The sequence below is a fragment of the Paraburkholderia dipogonis genome, from assembly GCF_042680985.1.
Taxonomy (GTDB): Bacteria; Pseudomonadota; Gammaproteobacteria; order Burkholderiales; family Burkholderiaceae; genus Paraburkholderia; species Paraburkholderia phytofirmans.
This window is the reverse complement of sequence record NZ_JBHUFR010000034.1, coordinates 245,139-268,496: the sequence shown is the minus strand read 5'-3', so window position 1 is coordinate 268,496 and position 23,358 is coordinate 245,139. Positions and strand designations below refer to the sequence as shown.

The 23,358-nt window shown below is 65.1% G+C and carries 15 protein-coding genes; 12 read left to right on the top strand and 3 right to left on the bottom strand.

Annotated elements, in window-relative coordinates:
* Window positions 1-23: 23 nt before the first annotated feature.
* From hpaE to hpaI, 5 genes are all read left to right on the top strand, one after another.
* Entirely contained in the window at window positions 24-1,481 is a 1,458-nt protein-coding gene (gene hpaE, locus ACFSNN_RS36590) for a 5-carboxymethyl-2-hydroxymuconate semialdehyde dehydrogenase (protein WP_134463826.1), read from the top strand.
* 73 nt (window positions 1,482-1,554) lie between these two features.
* Window positions 1,555-2,418 (top strand): 3,4-dihydroxyphenylacetate 2,3-dioxygenase, encoded by an 864-nt coding sequence (gene hpaD, locus ACFSNN_RS36585; RefSeq protein WP_012427672.1) that lies wholly within the window; start codon window positions 1,555-1,557, stop codon window positions 2,416-2,418.
* Between the two features lie 21 nt (window positions 2,419-2,439).
* A complete protein-coding gene (locus tag ACFSNN_RS36580) occupies window positions 2,440-2,841 on the top strand; it encodes a 5-carboxymethyl-2-hydroxymuconate Delta-isomerase (protein WP_134463824.1) in 402 nt (133 codons plus the stop codon).
* Window positions 2,842-2,861: 20 nt separating this feature from the next.
* Window positions 2,862-3,665, top strand: coding sequence for a 2-oxo-hept-4-ene-1,7-dioate hydratase (hpaH, locus tag ACFSNN_RS36575; RefSeq protein WP_134463822.1), 804 nt, complete (start codon window positions 2,862-2,864; stop codon window positions 3,663-3,665).
* Window positions 3,666-3,686: 21 nt separating this feature from the next.
* Window positions 3,687-4,490 carry a 4-hydroxy-2-oxoheptanedioate aldolase gene (gene hpaI / locus ACFSNN_RS36570; RefSeq protein ID WP_134463820.1) on the top strand — a complete coding sequence of 268 codons (804 nt, stop codon included), beginning with the start codon at window positions 3,687-3,689 and terminating at the stop codon, window positions 4,488-4,490.
* 52 nt (window positions 4,491-4,542) lie between these two features.
* On the opposite strand, the gene ACFSNN_RS36565 is transcribed toward hpaI, so the two are convergent.
* Both ACFSNN_RS36565 and ACFSNN_RS36560 read right to left on the bottom strand, forming a co-directional pair.
* Entirely contained in the window at window positions 4,543-6,876 is a 2,334-nt protein-coding gene (locus tag ACFSNN_RS36565; protein WP_134463818.1) for a bifunctional diguanylate cyclase/phosphodiesterase, read from the bottom strand.
* Window positions 6,877-6,994: 118 nt separating this feature from the next.
* A complete protein-coding gene (locus ACFSNN_RS36560) occupies window positions 6,995-8,140 on the bottom strand; it encodes a GGDEF domain-containing protein (protein ID WP_134465596.1) in 1,146 nt (381 codons plus the stop codon).
* A gap of 555 nt (window positions 8,141-8,695) precedes the next feature.
* Between ACFSNN_RS36560 and bcsD the strand changes: the two genes are divergently transcribed.
* The 7 genes from bcsD to ACFSNN_RS36525 all read left to right on the top strand — a co-directional run bounded on the left by bcsD (window position 8,696) and on the right by ACFSNN_RS36525 (window position 21,778).
* Window positions 8,696-9,151, top strand: coding sequence for a cellulose biosynthesis protein BcsD (bcsD, locus tag ACFSNN_RS36555; RefSeq protein WP_134463816.1), 456 nt, complete (start codon window positions 8,696-8,698; stop codon window positions 9,149-9,151).
* A gap of 206 nt (window positions 9,152-9,357) precedes the next feature.
* Window positions 9,358-10,305 (top strand): cellulose biosynthesis protein BcsP, encoded by a 948-nt coding sequence (gene bcsP, locus ACFSNN_RS36550; protein WP_134463814.1) that lies wholly within the window; start codon window positions 9,358-9,360, stop codon window positions 10,303-10,305.
* Window positions 10,302-11,090 (top strand): cellulose biosynthesis protein BcsQ, encoded by a 789-nt coding sequence (bcsQ, locus tag ACFSNN_RS36545; RefSeq protein WP_134463812.1) that lies wholly within the window; start codon window positions 10,302-10,304, stop codon window positions 11,088-11,090. The genes bcsP and bcsQ overlap by 4 nt, the downstream gene beginning before the upstream one ends.
* Window positions 11,087-13,291 carry a UDP-forming cellulose synthase catalytic subunit gene (gene bcsA / locus ACFSNN_RS36540; protein ID WP_134463810.1) on the top strand — a complete coding sequence of 735 codons (2,205 nt, stop codon included), beginning with the start codon at window positions 11,087-11,089 and terminating at the stop codon, window positions 13,289-13,291. The genes bcsQ and bcsA overlap by 4 nt, the downstream gene beginning before the upstream one ends.
* A 3-nt stretch (window positions 13,292-13,294) precedes the next feature.
* Window positions 13,295-15,877: a cellulose biosynthesis cyclic di-GMP-binding regulatory protein BcsB gene (gene bcsB / locus ACFSNN_RS36535; RefSeq protein ID WP_134463808.1), complete on the top strand. Its 2,583-nt coding sequence runs from the start codon at window positions 13,295-13,297 to the stop codon at window positions 15,875-15,877.
* 10 nt (window positions 15,878-15,887) lie between these two features.
* The gene (gene bcsZ / locus ACFSNN_RS36530) at window positions 15,888-17,069 is read left to right on the top strand and encodes a cellulose synthase complex periplasmic endoglucanase BcsZ (protein ID WP_134463806.1); all 1,182 of its coding nucleotides are present in this window, start codon (window positions 15,888-15,890) and stop codon (window positions 17,067-17,069) included.
* Window positions 17,060-21,778 (top strand): cellulose synthase subunit BcsC-related outer membrane protein, encoded by a 4,719-nt coding sequence (locus ACFSNN_RS36525; RefSeq protein WP_134463804.1) that lies wholly within the window; start codon window positions 17,060-17,062, stop codon window positions 21,776-21,778. Before bcsZ ends, ACFSNN_RS36525 begins: the two co-directional genes overlap by 10 nt.
* Window positions 21,779-21,840: 62 nt before the next feature.
* Here the strand turns inward: ACFSNN_RS36525 and ACFSNN_RS36520 are convergent, their stop codons facing one another.
* On the bottom strand, window positions 21,841-23,085 hold the full coding sequence (locus ACFSNN_RS36520) for a DUF2252 domain-containing protein (protein WP_134463802.1): 1,245 nt from the start codon (window positions 23,083-23,085) through the stop codon (window positions 21,841-21,843).
* Between the last annotated feature and the right edge of the window lie 273 nt (window positions 23,086-23,358).

Below are 23,358 nucleotides of genomic sequence, written 5' to 3'. Positions count from 1 at the left end.
CGACAGCACGAAAGGACAAAGCAATGCGAATCGAACATCTGATCAACGGTAAAGCGAGCGCGGCGAAAGACTACTTCGAAACGGTCAATCCGGCCACGCAAGAAGTCCTCGCCGAAGTCGCGCGCGGCGGTGCGCAAGAAGTCGACGCCGCCGTGCGCGCCGCCAAAGACGCCTTTCCCGCGTGGGCCGCCAGGCCCGCCGCGGAACGCGCGAAACTGGTGCGCAAGCTCGGCGAACTGATCGCGAAGAACGTGCCGGAGATCTCCGAGACCGAAACGAAAGACACCGGCCAGACGATCTCGCAAACGCGCAAGCAGCTCGTGCCGCGCGCCGCCGACAACTTCAGCTACTTCGCCGAGATGTGCACGCGCGTCGACGGCCATACGTATCCGACCGATACGCATCTGAACTACACGCTGTTTCATCCGGTCGGCGTGTGCGCGCTGATCTCGCCATGGAACGTGCCGTTCATGACGGCCACCTGGAAAGTCGCGCCCTGTCTCGCGTTCGGCAATACCGCTGTCTTGAAGATGAGCGAGCTTTCGCCGCTTACCGCCTCGATGCTCGGCAACCTCGCGCTCGAAGCCGGCATCCCCGCCGGTGTGCTGAACGTGGTGCACGGCTTCGGCAAGGACACCGGCGAGCCGCTGGTCGCGCATCCGGACGTGCATGCCGTGTCGTTCACGGGCTCGACGGCAACCGGCAACCGCATCGTGCAAACCGCGGGATTGAAGAAGTTTTCGATGGAACTCGGCGGCAAGTCGCCATTCGTGATTTTCGACGACGCCGATTTCGAACGCGCGCTCGACGCCGCCGTATTCATGATCTTCTCCAACAACGGCGAACGCTGCACGGCGGGCTCGCGCATTCTCGTGCAGCGCTCTATTTACGCACGCTTTGCCGAACGTTTCATCGAACGTGCAAAGCGTTTGACGGTGGGCGATCCGCTGGCCGACAGCACCATTGTCGGCCCCATGATCAGTCAGGGCCATCTGGCGAAGGTGCGCAGCTATATCGAACTCGGCCCGAAAGAAGGCGCGACGCTCGCGTGCGGCGGCCTCGACATGCCGGATTTGCCCGACGCCATGCGCAAAGGCAATTTCGTTCAACCCACCGTGTTCGTCGATGTCGACAACCGCATGCGCATCGCGCAGGAAGAGATCTTCGGCCCGGTCGCCTGCCTGATTCCCTTCGACGACGAAGCCGACGCGATCAAACTCGCCAACGACATCTCTTACGGCCTGTCGAGTTACATCTGGACCGAGAGCAGCGGCCGCGCATTGCGCGTTGCCGCCGCCGTCGAAGCCGGCATGTGCTTCGTCAACAGCCAGAACGTGCGCGACTTGCGCCAGCCGTTCGGCGGCACCAAGGCATCGGGCGTGGGCCGCGAAGGCGGCACGTGGAGCTATGAAGTGTTTCTCGAACCGAAGAATGTTTGCGTGTCGCTGGGCTCGCATCACATTCCGCGCTGGGGCGCTTGAGTCGCCAACACGCTTCGTGCGCTATGACATGAGTGCCTGGCGCAGAGCCAGTCACACCGAATAGGAGACCGCGATGGGCAAACTCGCGCTGGCAGCAAAAGTGACTCATGTGCCGTCGTTATATCTGTCCGAACTCGACGGGCCGCATAAAGGCTGCCGTCAGCCGGCTATCGACGGCCATCATGAAATCGGCCGGCGTTGCCGCGAACTCGGCGTCGATACGATCGTCGTGTTCGACGTGCATTGGCTCGTGAACAGCGAATACCACATCAATTGCGCGCCGAAATTCGAAGGCGTCTACACGAGCAACGAGTTGCCGCATTTCATCAAGAACATGCCGTACGCGTATCCGGGCAATGTCGAACTCGGCAATCTGATCGCGGAAGTCGCCAACGAAATGGGCGTGAAAAGCCGCGCGCACAGCGAGACCACGCTCGAACTCGAATACGGCACGCTGGTGCCGATGCGTTATATGAATGGCGATCAGCATTTCAAGACCGTCTCGGTAGCGGGCTGGTGCATGTGGCACGACCTCGACACCAGTGCGCGCTTCGGCCTCGCGGTGCGCAAGGCCATCGAAGAGCGCTATGACGGCACCGTGGCGATTCTGGCGAGCGGATCGCTCAGCCACCACTTCGCCAACAACGGCACGGCCGAGCAGTTCATGCACAAGGTGTGGAGTCCGTTTCTCGAACAGATGGACCGCAAGGTGGTCGAGTTGTGGGAAGCCGGCGACTGGAAAACCTTCTGCGAAATGCTGCCGCTCTACAACGAAAAATGCTGGGGCGAAGGCGGCATGCACGACACCGCGATGCTGCTCGGCGCGCTCGGCTGGGACCGATACGACGGCAAGGCGGAAGTCGTCACGCCGTATTTCGGCAGTTCGGGCACCGGCCAGATCAACGCGATCTTCCCCGTTACGCCGCTACCCGCCTGAACACCAGACAAGGAGTTCACCGTGCCGCATCTGACACTCGAATACAGCGCCAATCTCGCCGGCGCGGAAAGCATCGGCCAACTGTGCAAGGCGCTCGCGCAGTGCCTCGACGCGCAACGCGAGAACGAACAGCGCATCTATCCGCTCGGCGGCATCCGCGTGCGCGCGTTGCGCTGCGAACAGTACTGCATCGCCGACGGACGCGCCGACGCCGCTTTCCTGCACGCGAACCTGAAGATCGGCGCGGGCCGCTCCGAAGCGGCAAAAAAGGCCACCGGCGACGCGCTATTCGCGCTGATCAAGCAGCACTTCGCCACTGAATTCGCACAGCACGGGCTCGCTTTATCGCTGGAGATCAATGAATTCAGCGAAGCCGGTACGTGGAAACACAACAACCTGCACGCACGCCTGAAGGCTGAATAGCGGCACTGAGAGAATCCATCATGCTAGACGAACAGACGATCCGCGACCTCGCGGCACAACTCGACCACGCGGAGAAAACGCGCACGCAACTGCGCCACTTCTCCGCCGCCTATCCGCAGATGACCGTGCAGGACGGCTACGCGATTCAACGCGAGTGGGTCAAGCTCAAACTCGCCGAGGGCCACGTGATCAAGGGCCGCAAAATCGGCCTCACCTCGCGCGCGATGCAGCGCTCGTCGCAGATCGACGAGCCCGACTACGCGCCCCTGCTCGACAGCATGTTCATTGAAAACGGCCAGGACATTCGCGCGGACCGCTTCATCGCGCCGCGCGTGGAAGTCGAACTGGCGTTCGTGTTGAGCAAGCCGTTGAAGGGTCCCGGCGTCACGCTGTTCGATGTGCTGGACGCGACCGCTTACGTGACGCCGGCGGTGGAAATCATCGACGCGCGCATCGAACAGTTCGACCGCGAAACCAGAGCCCCGCGCAAGGTCTACGACACGATCTCCGACTTCGCGGCGAACGCTGGCATCGTGCTGGGCGGCCGTCCGGTGCGTCCGCTGGATGTCGACCTGCGCTGGGTCGGCGCGTTGCTCTACAAGAACGGCGCGGTCGAAGAAAGCGGTCTCGCGGCCGCCGTGCTGAATCATCCGGCTACCGGTGTGGCCTGGCTCGCCAACAAGATCGCTGCATACGATGAGTCGCTCAACGCAAACGACGTAATCCTGAGCGGCTCGTTCACCAGCCCGATCGTCGCGCGCGCGGGCGACACGTTCCATGTCGACTACGGTCCGCTGGGCGGCATCGGTTTGAATTTCATCTGAGCTTATTCGAGTCGACACGACATGTCTCTGCCGCACAACACCTTCAAGCGCGCGCTTGCCGAAGGCAAACCGCAATTCGGCCTGTGGGCCGCGCTCGCCGACGCCTACGTGACCGAGTTGCTGGCCACCGCCGGCTTCGACTGGCTGCTGATCGACAACGAGCATGCGCCCAACGACGTGCGCAGCACGCTCGCGCAATTGCAGGCGGTGGCCGCGTATGCGTCGCATCCGGTGGTGCGTCCGGTGCGCAGCGACAGCGCGCTGATCAAGCAATTGCTCGACATCGGCGCGCAGACTCTGTTGCTGCCGATGATCGACACCGCCGAACAGGCCGCCGACGCGGTCGCGGCCACGCGCTATCCGCCGCAAGGCATTCGCGGCGTGGGCAGTGCGTTGGCGCGCGCATCGCGCTGGAACCGGATACCGGATTACCTGAACACGGCCGCCGACGAATTGTGCGTGCTGGTACAGGTGGAAAGCTTGCAGGGTATGGAGAATCTGTCTGCGATCGCGGCAGTGGAAGGCGTCGACGGTGTGTTTTTCGGTCCATCGGACCTCAGCGCGTCGATGGGTTTGCTCGGCAAACCCGGCGACGCCCGCGTGCGCGAAGCGATTCGCAACGGCATCCAGACTGTGCTGCGCGCGGGTAAATCGGCCGGCGTACTCGCGCCCGACCCGGCGATTGCCGCCGACTACCTCGAAGCGGGCGCGACTTTTGTGGCAGTCGGCACGGACACGGGTTTACTGAGCCGCGCGGCGGCGGACCTGGCGGCGTCGTATAAAAAGACTGCGACGATGGCGGCATCGCCCAAGGGCGGATACTGACGCGGCCTGTTCGGCGTGAACAGCCAGGCCCGCACTGAGGGAAGAAAAAAATCTACTCCGCCGCGGGCCAAGGCAAGCCTGACGCCGACCAGTCCAGTTCCACGCCGATCACGGACCGCTCGGCGGCAAATTGCAACGCCAGCGTCACCGCGATACACGGCCTGCCGCTCGCCAGCGAAAGATAAGGATTACTCGACACCGCCACGCCCGGCAACAACACCGCATTGCGGAAATACGGCCGATGATCCCAGCGCGCATCGCGCGGATTCGCCACGGGTTGCAGCGAAGCCCCGTCCGTGCTCCAGGCGGGCCCCTGGACCTCGTGACCGATCTGCCTGCCCGCGTCGTCGAGAATGAAACAGCTGATGCAGCGCTCGAACCTCGCGAGCCGGGCGAACGCCTCTTCCATGGCCACACCGGCCAGCAACGCATCGGCAGCAAGGCGCAAGGCGGCCCGGTAAGGCTCCACTTCGGTTTCGAACAACGCGTACTGATGCGCCCGGCCTTGCGCGATCACATCGAAAGCCTCGTCGATGCGCCGGTGCACCGACTCCGGCGGCGCGATCTCTTTGGCCGGCCGCCCCAGCAGAAAGCCCTGCGCGAAATCCACATTCGATTCCACCGCGAGAATCAGTTCTTCTGTGGTCTCCACGCCTTCGACGACCACCAGCATCCCCGCCAGGTGCAGCAGCGAAACGAGCTTCGGCAGAATCGGCTGCTCGGTGCCGTGACCGGTCGCGCGAATCAGTTCGCCGTCGAGCTTGACGAGGTCCGGGCGAATCCTGAGCAGCCGGTCGAGATTCGACTGGCCGGCGCCGAAATCGTCGACGGCGATCAGGAAGCCGTGTTCGCGATAGAGCGCCGCCGCCCGCGACATGTCGTCGACGCTGCCGCCGTGCGATTCGAGAATCTCCAGGACCACGCGCTCAGGTTCGAGTCCGACGGACCGCACGATTATCGCCAATTGGTCCGCGTAGCCATCGGCGATGAACGTGGCCGGCAGAATGTTCAGGAAGAGCCACGCGTCGCCCGGCAGCGACTTGCGCGCGTTGGCCAGATGCACGACGTGACTCGCGCGATCGAGCCCGCCTTCGTCGCTCGAAGGCCTGGGCGCGAACAGCACCGCGGGCGGCACAAGGCTGCCGTCGTCCTGCTCGCCGCGCAGCAAGGCTTCGAAGCCCACCTGCTTCTGATGCGACAAGCTGTAGAGCGGCTGGAAATGCGAGGTGAGGTAGTACTCCTCCCAGCGATGCCGCCGCACCGGCGCCCCGTTCTCGTCGGACCCGTCGTCGGCCAGCAGCTGCAGCGCCTCGCGAGGCAGCGCGCGCTCGGCGCACACCCGGTTTCTGCCGGAATGCTTGGCGCGCAGCAAGGCTTCGTCGGCGCGATCGAGCAGCACCATGATGCTTTCGCCGCTGCGGTGCTCGGCCACGCCGAAGCTCGCGGTCAGGCGGCCGTCCGGCCGCTCGATCGCGGCGATCGCATGGCGCAGCCGTTCGGCCACATGAAGCGCGCCGGTGAGACCGTCGCGCAGCAGCAGCGCGAATTCCTCGCCGCCGATCCGGCTCACGCTGTCGTCCGTGGATGCCTCTTCCATCAGCACCTGGGCGACCTGGTACAGCGCGTGGTCGCCGATCGCATGGCCGAAGCGGTCGTTCAGGGATTTGAAGTTGTCGATGTCGAGAAAGATCGCGCTCGTCCGCGTGTCCGGCGTGACTGTGTCGAGGCGGCGCTCGGCCTGTTTGACGAACGCGCGGCGGTTTTGCAGGCCGGTCAGCGGGTCGGTCGCGGCAAGTTGCGCGAGCTGGCTCTCCAGCAGAAAGTGGTTGCGGCGAAACCGGTAGAAGCCGAAGTGAAACACGACGGAAGTCGGCACGCCGATCGCCACGATCCACATCCACACGACCGTCTCGACGTCGTGCGTCAGCGGCGCGCCGAACAGCAGCGCGAACGCCGTCGCATAGAAAAGCACGCTGCCGGTGACGAAGTGCGTCGGCGTGAGCCAGAGCGGCGCGGCGCAGATCGGGATCACGACCATCGCGGGCAGCGTCCACAGCAACGGTTGCGTGACGCCCACGATGTTCATCGCGAGTCCCGCCACCAGCACCTGCGAGTAAGCGACGCCGATCAGGCCGAAGCTCCACGTCGACCTGGCGCGAGGAATCGCCAGCACCAGCAAGGCGAGCAGCAGCGCGCACGTGAGCCGGTAGCCGAGCGGCGCGGCCGGGCCGTCGACCAGATCGCGGGCCCCGACGAAGCACAGGAACGCGACCACGGTGAACGCCATGGTCACGGTGGACAGTGGACGCTGATGCTCGAGCGAGCGCCGGTGGAAGCGATCGCGCAAACCGGCGTCGAACGGTTGCTGCGTTGCGGTGGAAAGCATATTGATAGATATCAGCCTGGTTCCGGTCACTCTGCCAATGGATATCGGCAAAGATCTGACAAATATTTATGCCTTCCGCACAAATCGAACGAAGATTTCTCCTCCGCGGCCTTCCGCTCTATGCCGCCATGACGCGATTGCGGCCCGACGCCTTGGCCGCATACAGCGCGCCGTCCGCGCGCGCCATCAGTTGGGCGAGCGATTCATCGCGTCGCAGCTGGTCCACGCCAACGCTAAAGGTGTACCGCAGCCCACGCGGCAACTCGTCCGCCGCGGCCCCGGCCAGCCGGCCCCGCAGACGGTCGAGCAGGCTCACCGCTTCGGCGGCGCTGGTGGCCGGGCACAGCACGCCGAATTCCTCGCCGCCCAGCCGGCCGAACACATCGCCGACCCGCAGGTTGCGGGCGACAAAGGTCGCGAAGTGGTTCAGCACCTGGTCGCCCGCGGCGTGGCCGTGGTTGTCGTTGACCGCCTTGAACGAGTCGATGTCGATGATCGCCAGCGCCACCGGCGAGCGGGTACGCAGCGAGGCTTTCAGCAGCGCGTCGCCGATCGCCAGAAACGCGCGGCGCGACAGCGCGCCGGTCAGGTCGTCGACATTGGCCAGCCGTTCGAGCCGCTCGGCGAGGCGGTCGTGCGCGAGCATCACCACGCCGATCGAAAGACAGGGCGGCGCAAGAATGCCGAGCGCGAGAAAAATGATGTTGGACGGCGACACCTGCAGCAGGCTGGTTTGCGTCAGCAGACCGAAACCGTACATGAGCCCGCGCGACGTGTGCCCCGCGCATAGCAGCATCGCCGCCACCGCGAGGAAATAGTAGCTATAGCGCGGCCGGTTCGCGGGACGGCCGCGCAGCAGGAGCGCGGCGAGCGCGGCATAAAGTGCCGCGTGAAACGCCGACACCAGCGCGACGCGCGCGTTGAAGTCCGGCGCGGCGAAGGTCCAGTACGAGATGCCGAACAGCACGACGACAAGGCCGACGTACGCCGGCCACGGCCGCACGCGGCGGCCCAGAAAGCGCAAACAGCCTTCGAGCACCAGCAGCAGCGAAACGGCCAGCAACACGTTGGACGCCACGAAGGTCAGCCAGCGCGACCCATGGCCTTGCAACGCGAAAGCCAGCAACGCGACGATCGCGATCGCGTTGGCCGAGATCCAGTAACCGACGCCTGGAATCGCCGCGCGCCACAACGAGCCGAGCACGGCCATCGCCATGGCGCTCGACAACACGGTGACCAGAAGAATACTGAGTGGATTGAGCATTGCGGTGAATGAATCAAACGGCATCGTCGGCATTTGCCGCGTACGCCCGTTCTTTTTCCGTGCGCATCTTGATGCAAGTTCGCAAGCTTAGCGGCTCGGACAAAAATTCGGCGCGCAAGGGCTCCGAAAGATTCAGCAAGGATTCGCCGCAGGAGAAAGATCACTGCCGTCCGGCAATCGCAAAACGTTGCATTTATCACGAAACAAAACTGCTAAATCACTTGGCGAATTCAGCCGTTATCAGAGTCATAGCAGACACATTCTTACCGGCCATCCAAGGTAGCTAAGCAATGAGGCGAATCAAGCAGCAAAAATTACTTAATCCAAAATGCATCCGCCGCAATGAGTTGCGCGTATAAACAGACGATTGGGAAGTGGCTAAAAGTTAATGTCTTAAGTAGACTGCTTCGAAGTGTGGCGGACAGACTAGACAGCCCGGTAAAACTAACCTAGGCAGCGTGCAATACGCGATTTCCCGCAAGACTTTTTCTCTACACCCGGTCGTGGCATCTAATTTTTTTAAGCGGCTGAAGCGACGGCCATTTCCCGGAAAACATGGTCCCAATTCTCGATTACCTGCTGGAACGCCAGATCTCGCCGCAGTGGCGCGGCATGCTCACCGCATTGGCCACCGAGTTCGAAGCGCAGATCGGTCGCGACGAACTGCGTCAACTGATGCACCGCGTCGGCAGCCGGTTTGCGGCGGCGCATCCGCTGCCCGCCTGCGAATCGACCGCCGAACTCGCACGGACCTTGAATTCGTACTGGCATGAAATGGATTGGGGCTACGTCGAGTTGGCGGACGAACCCGAGTCACTGCGCATCGTTCACTACTGCGCACCATTGCAGGCGTTCGGCGGCGCGGCGCTCACGTGGACGCCGGCGTTTCTCGAAGGCGTGTATCAGACCTGGTTGAGCGCGTTGGGCGCGCAGGGCTTGTCGGTCGCGCAAACGAGTGGGTACAGCGAGAACACCGCGATCGAATTTCGTCTGGGCCGTCATCCGGTTTGAACGCCGCACGTTGATGAACATGTGGCCGGATAGCTGGGCCGCGTTTGTGCGTGGACACCATAGCAACGAGCAGTAGAGGAACGCGCCAGACCGGTGCGCGTGAAGCAGCAGTGAAGCAAAAGACAGGCAGGCAGGACCAGCGTTTCAGCGCCGCGAACACAAGTTAGGATCGGCACAAGGCAAGTCATGAACAAGACGGCGGCACTATGAGCTCATCGAGCGACATCGAAAAACTTTTCGATCATTTTGGCGGTGACGCCAACGCGTACCAGGAAATCGGCCGCGAAAACGAAGCGCGTTCGGCGCGCACCCGTTGGCCGCTCTTAGTGACGCTCGATCTGACCCAGCCGACAATTCCCGCCATCGGGCAGCATCGCGAGCCCAAGCCTCAGGCGCAGGCGGTCGAAGCGCCGGTGGCCGTCGATCGTCAGGACACCACGCCAAAAGACGCAGCCTCTGTTACGCGCGCGAAGGCGCCGTTGTTCACGCGTTCGCATCGGCGCGACATTCCGCCGGTTGCCGTGGCCGCGCCGGTGAACGCGCCGAAAGGCGCGTCGCGTTTTGGCGAACTCGAAACGAAAAACGACGCGAGTCCACCAGCGGCGGTTGGCGCTGTTCGAGGGGATGCTGTCGCGCCGGTAGCTGCACAAGCCGCGCCAACTGCGGCACCGGCTCCGGTTCAAAGCGTGCCGGCTGCGGCGCAGTTCGCTTCCGCTGCGATTCCGGCACAGACAGCGCCGCTCGCCCCCGTGCCTCACGCCGCGCAACCGGCGTCCGTGCCGCCGGCGATTCCGTTGCGGCCGCCGGTGATGCAAACGGTCGCGTCCGCCGCCGCACCCAGCTGGGCGCAATCCCCGGCGCAGGCGCGTGCTTACGCGAGTTCGACCGTGCCGACTGCGTCCAGCGCGCCCGCCGCACCCGCCGCCCCGTCGCAACCCGCTTCGATCCTCGGCAAGCTCTTCGCGCCGGAACCCGCATTCGCATCCGCGCCGCCGCAACCGGCCAAGGCCAACGACACATCCGCGCCATTGCAGTCGGTCTTCGACCGTTTGCGTGGCGCCCCCGCTCAAGCCGCAACACCTTCCGGCGCCGCGCGCGCCGCCACGCCCGCCCCTTCCAACTCGTGGCTGATCAACGGCCCTCGTCGCTCATGAAAGTCATCGCGGTGGTGTCCGCCAAAGGCGGGGTCGGCAAGACCACCCTCGCCGCCAACCTCGCTTCCGTGCTGGCCGCCGGCGGCCGGCGTGTGATCGCGCTCGACCTCGACCCGCAGAACGCCCTGCGTCTGCACTTCGGCGTGCCGCTCGACAGCATCGACGGTCTGTCGCGCGCCACGCTGACGGGCGACCCGTGGCAATCCGTGATGTTCGACGGCATCGACGGCGTGACCGTGCTGCCCTATGGCGCATTGCTCGAAGACGACCGCCGCCGCTTCGAAGCGCACATCGACCTGGATCCGCGCTGGCTCGCGCAGTCGTTGCAGAACCTGCGACTCGACGCCTCCGACATCGTGATCATCGACACGCCGCCAGGTTCGTCCACGTACGTGCGAACCGCCCTGACGGCGGCCACCTTCACGCTGAACGTGGTGCTCGCCGATGCCGCCTCGTACGCCGCGATTCCGCAGATGGAGCGGCTGATCGCAGCCTACGCGGCGCCGCGCGCCGAATTCGGCGGCGAAGGCTACGTGATCAACCAGATCGACCAGTCGCGCCAGCTGACCAAAGACGTGCTCAAGGTCCTGCGCCAGATGCTCGGCACGAAGCTGTTCCCGGGCGTGATCCATCTGGACGAAGGCGTGAGCGAGGCGCTCGCGTGCGACACCACGCTGATTCATTACGATCCACTCAGCCAGGCGGCCGCCGATTTCAGGTCGTGCGGCGCATGGCTGCTCGCGGCGCTCGACGCGATCGCCGTCTCGCCGAGGAACGTCGCATGAGTACGTCTCCATCGCCGGGCCTCGAGCCCGCCGAGCCGTCGCGGATCGAACGTTTCATCGACGCGCGCTTCTGGAACAGCCGCATCGTCACCGGACTCGTCACGCTGTTCGCGCTGGTGATGCTGTACTTCGTGTTCACCGTGCCGCTCGCGTTCTATGAACAGTTGACGTTCGCGACCTGCTGCTTCGTGACCGCGCTGATGTTCCGCCGCCTGCAAGGCCGTTACGCGACGATGGTGATGATCATGCTGTCGGTGGTCACGTCGGGCCGCTATATGTACTGGCGGCTGACCGCGACCACCTATTGGGAGCATCCGCTCGACGCCGGCTGGGGTCTGCTGCTGGTCTCCGCCGAAGTCTATTCGACCGTCGTGCTGCTGCTCGGCTACTTCCAGACTGCCTGGCCGCTCAAGCGCACGCCGATGCCGCTGCCCGCCTCGCGCGACCAATGGCCGAGCGTCGACGTGTTCATTCCGACCTACAACGAGCCGCTTTCGGTGGTGAAGCCCACCATCTACGCCGCGCTCGCGCTCGACTATCCGGCCGAGAAGATTTCCATCCATGTGCTCGACGACGGCCGCCGCCCCGAGTTCAAGGCGTTCTGCGAAGAGGTCGGCGTCAACTGGACGATCCGCACGCACAACCGCCACGCGAAAGCCGGCAACATCAACGAAGCATTGAAGATCACCAGCGGCGAATACCTCGCGATCTTCGACTGCGATCACATTCCGACCCGCTCGTTCCTGCAGATCGGCCTCGGCTGGTTCCTGCGCGACAAGCTGCTGTCGATGCTGCAAACGCCGCACCACTTCTTCTCCGCCGACCCGTTCGAACGCAATCTCGGCACCTTCCGCAAGGTGCCGAACGAAGGCGAACTGTTCTACGGCCTCGTGCAGGACGGCAACGATCTGTGGAACGCCACCTTCTTCTGCGGCTCGTGCGCGCTGTTGCGCCGGACCATGGTCGAGGAGATCGGCGGCATCGCGGTCGAGACCGTGACCGAAGACGCGCACACTGCCTTGAAGCTGCACCGGCTCGGCTACACCACCGCGTATCTGGCGATTCCGCAAGCCGCGGGGCTGGCCACCGAAAGTCTCTCCGGCCACATCGGCCAGCGGATTCGCTGGGCGCGCGGCATGACGCAGATTTTCCGGATCGACAATCCGCTCACCGGCAAGGGCCTCAAAATCGGCCAGCGCCTGTGCTACCTGAACGCGATGATGCACTTCTTCTACGGCATCCCGCGCCTGGTGTTTCTCACCGCACCGCTGTCGTATCTGTTCTTCGGCGCGCACGTGATCGAAGCCGCCGCCAGCACGATCGCGATCTACGCGCTGCCGCACATGATGCACGCGAGCATCACCAACTCGCGCATGCAGCGCTCGTTCCGCCATTCGTTCTGGGCGGAAGTGTACGAGTCGGTGCTGGCCTCGTACATCACCGCGCCGACCCTGCTCGCGCTGATCAACCCGAAGCTCGGCAAGTTCAACGTGACAGCCAAGGGCGGCCAGATCGAGAAGAACTATTTCGACTGGGCGATCTCGCGGCCGTATCTGTTTCTGCTGCTGCTGAACCTGATCGGTTTTTGCGTGGGCGTCGTGCACATCTACTTGAACTGGCATGTGCGCAGCGTGGTGCAGACCACCATCCTCAACCTTGGCTGGACCACGTACAACATGCTGATTCTCGGCGCAAGCGTGGCCGCCGCGAGCGAGCGCCGGCAGATTCGCGCGGTGCACCGCGTGGCGATGCAGATGCCCGTCATGCTGAAATTCTCGACCGGCCGCACGCTCGCCTGCGAAACCATCGACTACTCGGAAGGCGGCGTCGGCGTGGCGCTGCCCGCCGCGATTCAGGTGCCGATGCACGAGCGCGTGACCGTCTCGCTCTTTCGCGGCGACGAGGAATACGCGTTCCCCGCGACCGTCGGCTTTACCGCGCCGGGCCGCGTGGGCCTGCGCTTCTCCGCAATGACGCGCGAGCAGGAGTACGAGTTCGTCAAGACCACCTTTGCACGCGCCGACGCCTGGACCGGCTGGGCGGAAGGACGGCAGCAGGACACCCCATTGCGCGGCCTGTCGCATGTGCTGACGGTAGGCGCGCGCGGTATCGCGGGTCTGTTCGAGCATCTTTATGCCGACCTTCGCAGTTCGATGAAAAGCCGTCCAATGGACGTCAAGAAGCTAAAAACGAAAGACTGATCTATGCGCAACTGGATGGCGAAGGGCAACATCGAACGCTCGAATCACGAGCGCAGCGGGACCGGATCGAGCATGCATCGCGTGGCGCACCCCGGCTCGCAACGGCTGATGCGCGGCCTGGCCTGCTGGCTGGCATTGCAGACGGCGCTGGCCGCGCCGCTCGCCTCGGCGGCTGAAGTCGTGGCGGCGAGCGTCGCTGCAAACGGGACGGATGCCGCGCAGAGCGCCGCGGGCTCCGTTCAGAGCAAGCCGAATGTGCCGATTGCGTCGAATGTGCCGACCGCGACCGGCGCCGGCACTGCGAGCGCGCCGGGTCCGGCCGTGCCCTACGATCCGAACGCACTGGCGCAGCCTCAATTGGCGACGCCGACGCCGGCGCTCGCCGCGTCGTCGGTGAAAGCGTTGGGCGTCAAGACGCCGACCACCGCCGAACCGGGCACGCTGGTGCCGGGCGGCCGCCGTCAGACGCTGACCTTCGCCGATCTCGGCGCGCTCGACCCGCTGCAGTTGCGCGGCACCGACGGCCAGAACGGCGTGGCGTTTTCCGTGCGCGGCGACGAAGTGGTGACGGGCGCGGTCCTGCATCTGGTGTATAGCTACTCGCCCGCGCTGCTGCCGAATATCTCGCAACTCAAGGTGCTGGTGAACGGCGAAGTCGCCGCCACCCTGCCCGTGCCGCACGAACAGGCCGGCATGCTGGTGGCGCGCGACGTCACGATCGATCCGCGCTTCATCACCGAGTTCAACCATTTGAACGTGCAGCTGATCGGCCATTACACGACGAGCTGCGAAGATCCGGCGAATTCCTCGCTGTGGGCCACGGTCAGCAATGCGAGTTCGCTCGATCTGACTTATGCGTCGCTTGCCAGCAAGCCGGATCTGGCCGCGCTGCCGCAGCCGTTCTTCGACCGCCGCGACGTGCGCCGTCTCGAGCTGCCGTTCGTGTTCCCGCAAAAGCCGGGCAACGCTACGCTCGAAGCGGGCGGCATCGTGGCGTCGTGGTTCGGCGCCCTCGCCGGTTATCGCGGCGCGGTGTTTCCGGCGCAACTGGATAACGCGCCGCTGTCGGGCAATGCCGTCGTGTTCGCGACTTCCGATCAACGCCCGGCCGGCGTCAACATTCCGGCGATCTCCGGCCCGACCATCGCGGTGGTCGATCGCGAAGCGCCGGCGCGCGGCAAGCTGCTGCTCGTGCTCGGACGCACCGAAGCCGAACTGAAAACCGCCGCGAAGTCGCTCGGCATCGGCCAGAACACCTTGACGGGCCAGAGCGCGACCATCACGCAACTGAACGAACTTGCGCCGCGCGCGCCGTACGACGCGCCGAACTGGCTGCCCACCAATCGTCCGGTGCGCTTCGGCGAACTCACCGATCCGCGCGATCTGACCGTGTCCGGTTACGACGCCGACGCCGTGCGGGTCAATCTGCGCGTGCCGCCCGATCTGTTCATGTGGCACACCAAGGGCGCGCCGATCGATCTGCGCTACCGTTACACGGTGCGTCCGCTGCGCGACCGCTCGTCGCTGAACGTGAGCGTGAACAACGGCTTCGTGCAGGCGCTGCCGATTCCCGCCGAATCCGCTTCCGTGTTCGAGCTGAGCCATTACTTCGCCACCGTGCTGCCCGACAAGACCGCCGAAGCGCGCCGCACCCTGCATATTCCGCCGCTGCTGCTGACGCCGCGCGCCCAGGTGCGTCTGCACTTCTACTATGACATTCCGAATACCGGCGAATGTCATGGGCGTCTGCTCGACAACGTGGTCGGCGCAATCGATCCGAACTCGACCATCGACCTCTCGTCGTTCCCCCACTACATGGCGCTGCCGGATCTGGCCGCGTTCGCCAATAGCGGCTTCCCGTTCACGCGCATGGCGGACCTCTCCGAGACCGCCGTGATCCTGCCGAACGACGCCGATTCGAGCGACTACAGCCTGTTTCTGCTGACCATGGGCCGCATGGGGACCTCGACCGGCTATCCGGTAACGGGCGTCACAGTCGGTACCGCCGACGACGCCGACAAGTTCGCCAACAAGGACTTGCTGATTTTCGGCGCGCCGGGCAAGCAACCGTTGCTGCAGCGCTGGGCCAAGTCGATGCCGTTCTCCAGCGACGGCGACTCGCGCACCTTCCAGCTCACCGACATCGTCTTCAAACTCGAGGACTGGTGGCATGGCGAACGCGGCGTCGAGCGCACGCCGGCGCGCGCCGATCTGACTCTCGTGAGTTCGAACGGCGACGCGTTGCTGACCGGTTTCGAATCGCCGCTGCAAAAAAACCGCAGCGCCGTCGCGCTGGTGAGCGCGGCCGGCCAGTCGGACGCCGACCTGTCCGCGGCGCTGCTCGACTCGGACGTGCTGCCGCAGATTCAAGGCGCGATGGCCGTGATCCACGGCCGCACCGTCACCATCACCTCGAACGGCGAGGCGTATTACGTCGGCCATCTGTCGCCGCAGGAATATCTGCGCTGGGCGCTGTCGTCGCATCCGCTGCTGTTGATGCTGGGCGGCGTGCTCGCCGCGCTGATCATCGCGGGCCTGTTCTACCGGACGCTGCGCTCGATCGCCGCGCGCCGCCTGAGGGACTAATAGGACTGATATGCGGGTTCGAATCAACAAGAAAATCGGCGTGGCGCTGACGCTCGGGCTGGCGGCGTCCGCGAGTTTCGCCAATCTCGTCAAGGTGGCCCAGACCACCGCCGCGCCGGGCGCCTGTGGCGACTGGAGCGGCTATCGCGCGTTCGTCGAACGCTTCGTGCAGGCCGACGGCCGCGTGATCGACTACTCCACGCCGGCGCAGCAAACTACTTCCGAAGGCCAGTCGTACGCGCTCTTCTTCGCGCTGGTCGCGAACGACCGCGCCACCTTCGACCGGCTGCTGGGCTGGACCCGCACCAATCTCGCGGGCAATCAGTTCGACGCGCAGAACATGCGGTTGCCGTCGTGGCAATGGGGCAGAAAAGCGGACGGCTCGTACGGCGTGCTCGATCCGAATTCCGCTTCGGACTCCGACTTGTGGATCGCCTACGATCTGCTGCAAGCGGGCCGCCTGTGGCATGAAGCGGGTTACACGCAGTTGGGCGAGGCGCTGGCCGCGCAGATCGCGCGTCAGGAAATGACCACCTTGCCGGGCGTCGGGCCGATGCTGCTGCCCGGACCGCAAGGCTTCAGGAGCGGCGGCGTGACACGCCTGAATCCGAGCTATCTGCCGCTGCCGGTGCTGCGCGCGCTCGCGCGCGACATGCCGAACGGCCCGTGGGGCAAGCTCGCCGACAGCGCCTACAAGCTCATCAAGACCACCGCGCCGCAAGGCTTCGCGCCCGACTGGGCGGCCTGGCAAAACGGCCAGTTCGTGGTCGATCCAAAAAACGGCGACACCGGCAGCTACGACGCGATCCGCGTCTATCTGTGGGCCGGACTCGCCTCGCCCGCCGATCCGCTTGCCAAGCCCTGGCTCGCGGCGCTCGGCGGCATGCGCGCGCGCGTCGCGCAAACCGGCTTTCCGCCGGAGAAGGTTTCTTCGACCAGCGGCGCGGCCAGCGGCGAAGGACCGCTCAGTTACTGGGCTGCGCTCGCGCCGTACTTCAAGGCGCTCGGCGACGAGCGCGGCCTCGGCCTCGCGCGCACGCATCTAGCGGCGCTCGACACCAACGTGCCGGGCCGCGAGCCGGTTTATTACGATCGTGTGCTGGGTTTGTTCGGCACGGGTTTCATCGACGGCCGATATCGTTTCGACGAAGCCGGACGTCTCGTGCCGAGTTGGAGAAACGCATGCGACTGAGCGCCCTCGCGTTGTCATTGCGCCTCGCGCTGAGCCTCACGGCGGTCTGCTGCGTGGCGACGGTTTCGCCGGATGCGCTGGCGCAGGCGTCGAAAGATCCCTTGAACGTGCTGATCGATCAGGGCAAGTACTGGCAGTCGCATCAGCGCGGCGACCTCGCCGAGCAGGCGTGGCTGAAGGTGCTGCGCATCGATCCCAGGCAGCCCGATGCGCTGTTCGGCATGGGCATGGTGCTTGCCGACCGCAAGGACGGCGCCGGCGCGCAGCAATATCTGGCGCGTCTGAAGGCAGCCGCGCCGAACTATCCGAATCTGGATGAACTCGGCCGCCGTCTCGGCGAATCGAGCCTGCGCGACCAGACCGTGAACGACGCGCGGCGGCTCGCGCAAAGCGGTCAAAGCGCGAGCGCGGTGCAGGAATATCAGCGCGCGCTGACCGGCAAACCGGCCACGCCCGAATTGCAGCTCGAGTATTACCAGGCGCTCTCGGCCACGCCGCAAGGCTGGGATCAGGCACGCCGCGGTCTCGAACAGCTCGCGCGCGACAACCCCGACGACCCGCGTTACGCCCTCGCCTACGCGCAGCATCTGACCTATCGCGACGTGACGCGCCGCGACGGCATCGCGCGTCTGCAGAAACTGGCGGGCGACAGCACGGTCGGCGCGTCGGCGAAAAAGAGCTGGCGTCAGGCGCTGTTGTGGCTCGACGCGCGGCCCTCCGACGCCCCGCTCTATCAGGCCTATCTGCAAACCGCCGCCGACGACGCCGCGGTCAAGGCGCGCTTCGATTCGATGGTGCAGCAGGACAGCGCGGCCCGCGCGCGTTCACAGGAAAATGCGGCTGTGGATGCACGCGGCCGCACCATCGCCGACGGTTTCAGCGCGCTCGACCGCAACGACGTGGCCACGGCGCGCGCGAAGTTTTCCTCGGTGCTGGCCACCAGCCCGAACGACACCGACGCGCTCGGCGGCATGGGCATCGCCGCGTTGAAGCAGGAGCACTTCGCGGAAGCCCGCAACTATCTGGAACGCGCGTCGCGCAACGGCAATCCGGCGCGCTGGAAAACCGCCCTCGACAGCGCGAGCTACTGGACCTACACGAGCGACGCGATCGGCGCGCGCAGCAACGGCGAATTCGCCAAGGCGAAGTCGCTGTTCGAACGCGCGATCGCGCTGAATCCGTCCGACGTCACCGCGCAGGTGCTGCTCGGCGAAATGCTGCTCGCGAACGGCGACCCGAGCGGCGCGGAACAGGCCTACCGGATGGCGCTGCGCCGTCAGGCCGACAATCCCGACGCGGTGCGCGGGCTGGTCGGCGCGCTCGCCGCGCAAGGCCGCGGCGACGAGGCGCTGCAATTCGCCAATCAGCTCAACACCGAACAGCAGTCGAAGGCCGGCGGCATCAACCGTCTGCGTGGCGAAGCGCAGGCCGCGCAGGCGCGCGCGGCCGAAGCGCGCGGCGATCTCGGCAGCGCGCGCAGTCTCTTCGAAGACGCGCTGCTGAACACGCCCGACGACCCGTGGCTGCGTCTCGACCTCGCGCGCATTTACGTGCGCCAGGGCGCGGTCGCCAACGCGCGCAGCATGATGGATGGTCTGCTCGCCGCGCATCCCGACATGACCGACGCGCTCTACGCGAGCGCGTTGCTGTCGGCGGAAACGCAGGACTGGTCGGCGGGTCTCGCGCAACTTGAGCGCATTCCGGTCGCGCAGCGCACCGACGCGATGACCACCTTGCAACACCGCTTGTGGGTGCATCAGCAAGCCGACCTCGCCACGCGGATGGCGCGCAACGGGCAGACGCAACAGGCGCTCGCCACGCTGCAAGCAGCCGAGCCGGTCGCGGGCAATAGTCCCGAACTGATCGGCGTGATCGCCGCCGCTTACAGCCAGGCCGGCGACCCGAACCGCGCGCTCGGACTCGTGCGCACCGCCATGAACGCCGCGCCCGGCAACACCGATCTGCTGCTGCAATACGCGGGCATTCTGTCGGCCACGCAGCAGGAAGCCGAACTCGGCATGGTGATGCGCCGGCTCGCGTCGATGCAGTTGACGCCGCAGCAACGCACCGACTTCGGCAATCTGAATCTCGGCATCGTCATCAAGCAGTGCGATGCGGTGCGTCAGCGCGGCGATCTCGCCAGTGCCTATGACGTGATCGCACCGTGGCTCGCGGCCATGCCCGACAATCCCGATCTGCAAGCCGCGCTCGGCCGCCTCTATTCGACGGCCGGCGACGATCGCAACGCGCTCGCCAGCTATCGCGTCGCGCTGCAGCGCAAGCCCGACGATCTGAACCTGCTGCAAGCGACCATCTCCGCCGCGGCCGGCGCGAAGCAGTTCAGCTACGCCGAAACACTCGCGAAACAGGCCTTGAACGCGGCGCCTGCCGATCCTGGCGTGCTCGCCACCGTCGGCCGCATGTATCGCGCGCAAGGCAAGCTGTCGCTCGCCTCGACTTATCTGCAGCGCTCGCTGGTCGCCGCCAACACGCCGCTGATGGCCAACACGCCGCGCAGTCCGGCGAGCAACGTGCCGCGCGGCTGGGAAGTGGCGATGCGCCGGATCGGCGCGACGCCGCTGCCGGGCACCAATCCCTTCGAAGGCAAAACCGCCACGGTCACGCCGACCGACGCCGACAACGCCGCACTCGCCGGCGGCAGTTATAACGCCGCGCGTTCAGCGCTTCCGTATTCGCAGTCTTCCTTGCCGACACAGACCGTGCCGAACTATCCGCCGCCTACGCAGCCCGCGCCTTACGTCGCGCCTTACACAGCGCCCGCGCAGCCTTATGCGCCGAACCGTGCGCCTGCCGCCCTGCCGTATAACGCGCCGCGTCCAGGCGCCGAAGCCGGTGGCTACGGCCAGGAGACTTACGGGTCGAGCCAGTCGGGCGCGCCGTTGCAGCCTTATCCGGGGCAAGGACAGCCGCCGATGCAGCAGGCTCCGCAGTACAACCCGGCTTATCCGCAGCAGGCGCCTTATTCGCAGCAGGCTCAATATCCGCAGCCGGCGCAGTACCCCCAGCAGCAGCCATACCCCGCGCAGGATGGTTATGCGGCGACGCCCTGGCCGATGTCGCCGGCTGCACGCCAGGCCCAGGCCAGTGCCGGTTCGATGCAAACGCAACCGTATGGCACGCCGAGCACGAAGCGTGCGGCCGGCAAGAAGCAGAGCGCATCGAAGAATAGCGGCAAAGCAACCGCTTATGCGCAGCAGCCGTACGGGCAACAGCAAGGTTATCCGCAGCAGCCTTACTACGGTCAGCAGGCGTATCCGCAACAACAGCAGGGCTACGCGCAACAGCCTTATCAACCGCAACCGCCGCAGCAGCAGGCTTACGCGAATCAGGGCTACTACGCGCAGCAGCAGCCGTACATTCCGCAGCCGCCCACCGGTTACGCCCAGCCGTACTATCCGGCGCAACCCGGCGCGAACAGCAACGCCAACACCTACGCGCAGCCCAACGTGGCGAACACGCAAACGCTCGGTGTCGCGGAAGAACTGGCGCAGGTCAATCGCGAGCAGTCGAGCAGCATCTCGGGCGGCATCGTGTTCCGGAACCGCACCGGCGAGGACGGCCTGTCCAACCTCACCGATATCGAAGCGCCGATCCAGGGGCGCATCAAGGCAGGCAACGGCCACGTTGTCGTCACGGCGACGCCTGTCACCCTCGACGCCGGCACTGCGGCCAGTAATGTGTCGACGCTCGCGCGTTTCGGCGCCGGCCTGTCGAACGACGCGTCCACCGCAGCGGCCAAAGCGGGCACCAACAACTACGGCAACCAGACTGCAAGTGGCGTGGGCCTGTCGGTCGGCTACGAAGGCCGCAGCCTCAGCGGCGACATCGGCGTGACGCCGATCGGGTTCCGCGAGACCAACATCGTGGGCGGCGCGCAGTACAACGGCGGCATCACCGACAAGGTCTCGTATTCGCTGGCCGTGGCGCGCCGCGCGGTGACCGACAGTTTGCTGTCCTACGCCGGCGCGCACGATGCCGGCTCTGGGCTCGAATGGGGTGGCGTCACCTCGACCGGCGGCCTTGCCAGCCTCGCATGGGACGACGGCACGAGCGGCCTGTACGTGAACGGAGCGGTGCAGTATTACAAGGGCGACAACGTGCAGGGCAATGTCGCCGTGAAGGGCGGCGGCGGCGTCTACACACGCCTGCTGAAAGACGCCGACCAGACCTTCACGATCGGCGTGAATACGACGGTGATGGGCTACAACAAAAATCTGTCTTACTTCACGTATGGCCAGGGCGGCTATTTCAGCCCGCAGGAATACGTCATTCTGAACTTGCCGATCGAGTGGACCGGACGCAATGGCGCGTTCACATACGACGTGAAGGGTTCGATCGGGGTGCAGCACTACCGCCAGGATGCGTCGAATTACTTCCCGCTCAACGACGGTTCTAACCGGCAGAGTTCGGCAGTAGGGAACGCTGCGCAATTCGGCACGAGCGTGCAGAGCAACCAGCAGTACCCCGGCCAAAGCAAGACCGGCGTGTCGTATTCGCTCAGCGCGGTGGGCGAATATCAACTCGCGCCGCAACTGGCGTTCGGGGCAACCGCTTCGCTCGGCAATGCTTATGAATATCGCGAGTATCTTGCAGCGGTTTATGTGCGGTATAGCTTCAGCAAGCAGACCGGCTTGCAGCCGTTCCCGCCCACGCCGCTTGTTTCGCCTTATCTGTCGTTGTCGAATTGACCTTTGCGTGTCTCACGGCGGCGCGGCCCGGTCTGGACTGCCGCCGCCGCGAGCACGACGCGTCAATCGTCATCGCGCCCGGTCGCGTAACGCCGGCAATGCTCGAGATAGCCGGCAGCATGACTGCTCACCAGTTCCACGATACCCGTCCACAGCCAACCCGGCGCATCGAGCGTCTTCGAACGATTTCTGCGTAGCTCGGTGAGCCACGCCTTGCGCTCGGCGCTATCCATTTGCCGCGCGTGCGCCTTGCCGACCACCATCGCCAGAAAGCGCGCTACCTTCATCGCTTCGTCGCGGGTGAACTGCTCGATGGTCAGTTTCATGTCTTGCGGCAGCAGTTCACGAATCACGACTGCGCGCTCCGCCAGTCGCGCCGCACGCATCCGCTCGCCGAGCGAGGGCGACAGATGCCGCGCGCCCTCCACCACGCGCTCCGCGTTATCGCGCGGCATGCGCACGCCGGGATAGCGTGGCGCGGCCGCTTGCGCCGCTTCCTTGATATCGATCAGGCACAGGTCGTCGCCCTCCACCGCCGCGCCGTCGATGTCGAGCAGCACCGCATAGCGCAACCTGCCGAGCGAACTGCAGCCTTTCACCCAGTAGGCGGCGTCGAGGACTTCCACATCGGCCTCGTCGCCGGTGCCGCGCAGCACGGTGGCGAGCCGCGCCAACGAGCCTTTCTCGAACAGCGTCTCGATCTCGCGCCGCTCGCTTTTGGCGAGCGGCCAGAAACGCGGCCCGAGCGGAATGGTCGGCTCGAGATCTTCGATGCGCTCCTCCGCCAGATGACGCCACGAACGGCGCACGGCTTCCCGCATGACCACGCGCACCGCTTCGGGCTTTTCCGCGTGGATGTCGGCGATCTCCGCGGTTTCGTCGAAGGCGCGCTCGTAGCCGTCCGCGATCGCTTCCATCATGCGTACCGTCGTCACGCCCGGCAGGTCCGAACCGCGCGCGGCGGTCGCCAATGACAGGCCAAGACGAATCAGGTCGTGCGCCGGATTGCCGATCACGGTCTGATCGAGGTCGCGAATCTGGATTTCGACGCGTCCTTGCGCGTCGGCGACGGGTCCGAGATTGCCCGTGTGGCAGTCGCCGCAAATCCAGATGGCGGGTCCCTCCGGCAATGCATGGCCTTCGATGCCGTCGAGCCATTCATAGAACTTGCTGGTGTTGCCGCGAACATAGGCGTGTGCCGAGCGCGCCATCCTGGCATTGCGGCGTGTGGTCAACAGCGCCTGACGCGCATCCGGCTTGGGCAGCTTGTTAGACAGCTTGTTTCGTGTGATGTTTTTCTTTGTCATTCGCAGGGTCCGCTTTGATCTACGTTCGAATTGCGCGTGGTGTTCAGCTCCACGGTACGCCTGTCGGCGCGCGCGAACACATGCGGGCAGCAGGATTCGCGCCTGCGTCTGAATGCAATCTGTAAGGGGAATAAGGCATCTAAAGGCGTACCAGCTTTTTTGCATAAAATGCCCACCTGTGCACCGCATTCCGCGCGCCGAAGTGTCCGCGCGCATCAACTGGACAGTCTTGCGAATCGTTCGCGGACAAAGGTTCGCTTAAACCCCACCACG

Bases quoted from the DNA above. Each gene is read 5' to 3' on its own strand.
- hpaE (WP_134463826.1), top strand. From the start codon at position 24: ATGCGAATCGAACATCTGATCAACGGTAAAGCGAGCGCGGCGAAAGAC.
- hpaD (WP_012427672.1), top strand. From the start codon at position 1,555: ATGGGCAAACTCGCGCTGGCAGCAAAAGTGACTCATGTGCCGTCGTTA.
- hpaH (WP_134463822.1), top strand. From the start codon at position 2,862: ATGCTAGACGAACAGACGATCCGCGACCTCGCGGCACAACTCGACCAC.
- hpaI (WP_134463820.1), top strand. From the start codon at position 3,687: ATGTCTCTGCCGCACAACACCTTCAAGCGCGCGCTTGCCGAAGGCAAA.
- ACFSNN_RS36565 (WP_134463818.1), bottom strand. From the start codon at position 6,876: ATGCTTTCCACCGCAACGCAGCAACCGTTCGACGCCGGTTTGCGCGAT.
- ACFSNN_RS36560 (WP_134465596.1), bottom strand. From the start codon at position 8,140: ATGCTCAATCCACTCAGTATTCTTCTGGTCACCGTGTTGTCGAGCGCC.
- bcsD (WP_134463816.1), top strand. From the start codon at position 8,696: ATGGTCCCAATTCTCGATTACCTGCTGGAACGCCAGATCTCGCCGCAG.
- bcsP (WP_134463814.1), top strand. From the start codon at position 9,358: ATGAGCTCATCGAGCGACATCGAAAAACTTTTCGATCATTTTGGCGGT.
- bcsQ (WP_134463812.1), top strand. From the start codon at position 10,302: ATGAAAGTCATCGCGGTGGTGTCCGCCAAAGGCGGGGTCGGCAAGACC.
- bcsA (WP_134463810.1), top strand. From the start codon at position 11,087: ATGAGTACGTCTCCATCGCCGGGCCTCGAGCCCGCCGAGCCGTCGCGG.
- bcsB (WP_134463808.1), top strand. From the start codon at position 13,295: ATGCGCAACTGGATGGCGAAGGGCAACATCGAACGCTCGAATCACGAG.
- bcsZ (WP_134463806.1), top strand. From the start codon at position 15,888: ATGCGGGTTCGAATCAACAAGAAAATCGGCGTGGCGCTGACGCTCGGG.
- ACFSNN_RS36525 (WP_134463804.1), top strand. From the start codon at position 17,060: ATGCGACTGAGCGCCCTCGCGTTGTCATTGCGCCTCGCGCTGAGCCTC.
- ACFSNN_RS36520 (WP_134463802.1), bottom strand. From the start codon at position 23,085: ATGACAAAGAAAAACATCACACGAAACAAGCTGTCTAACAAGCTGCCC.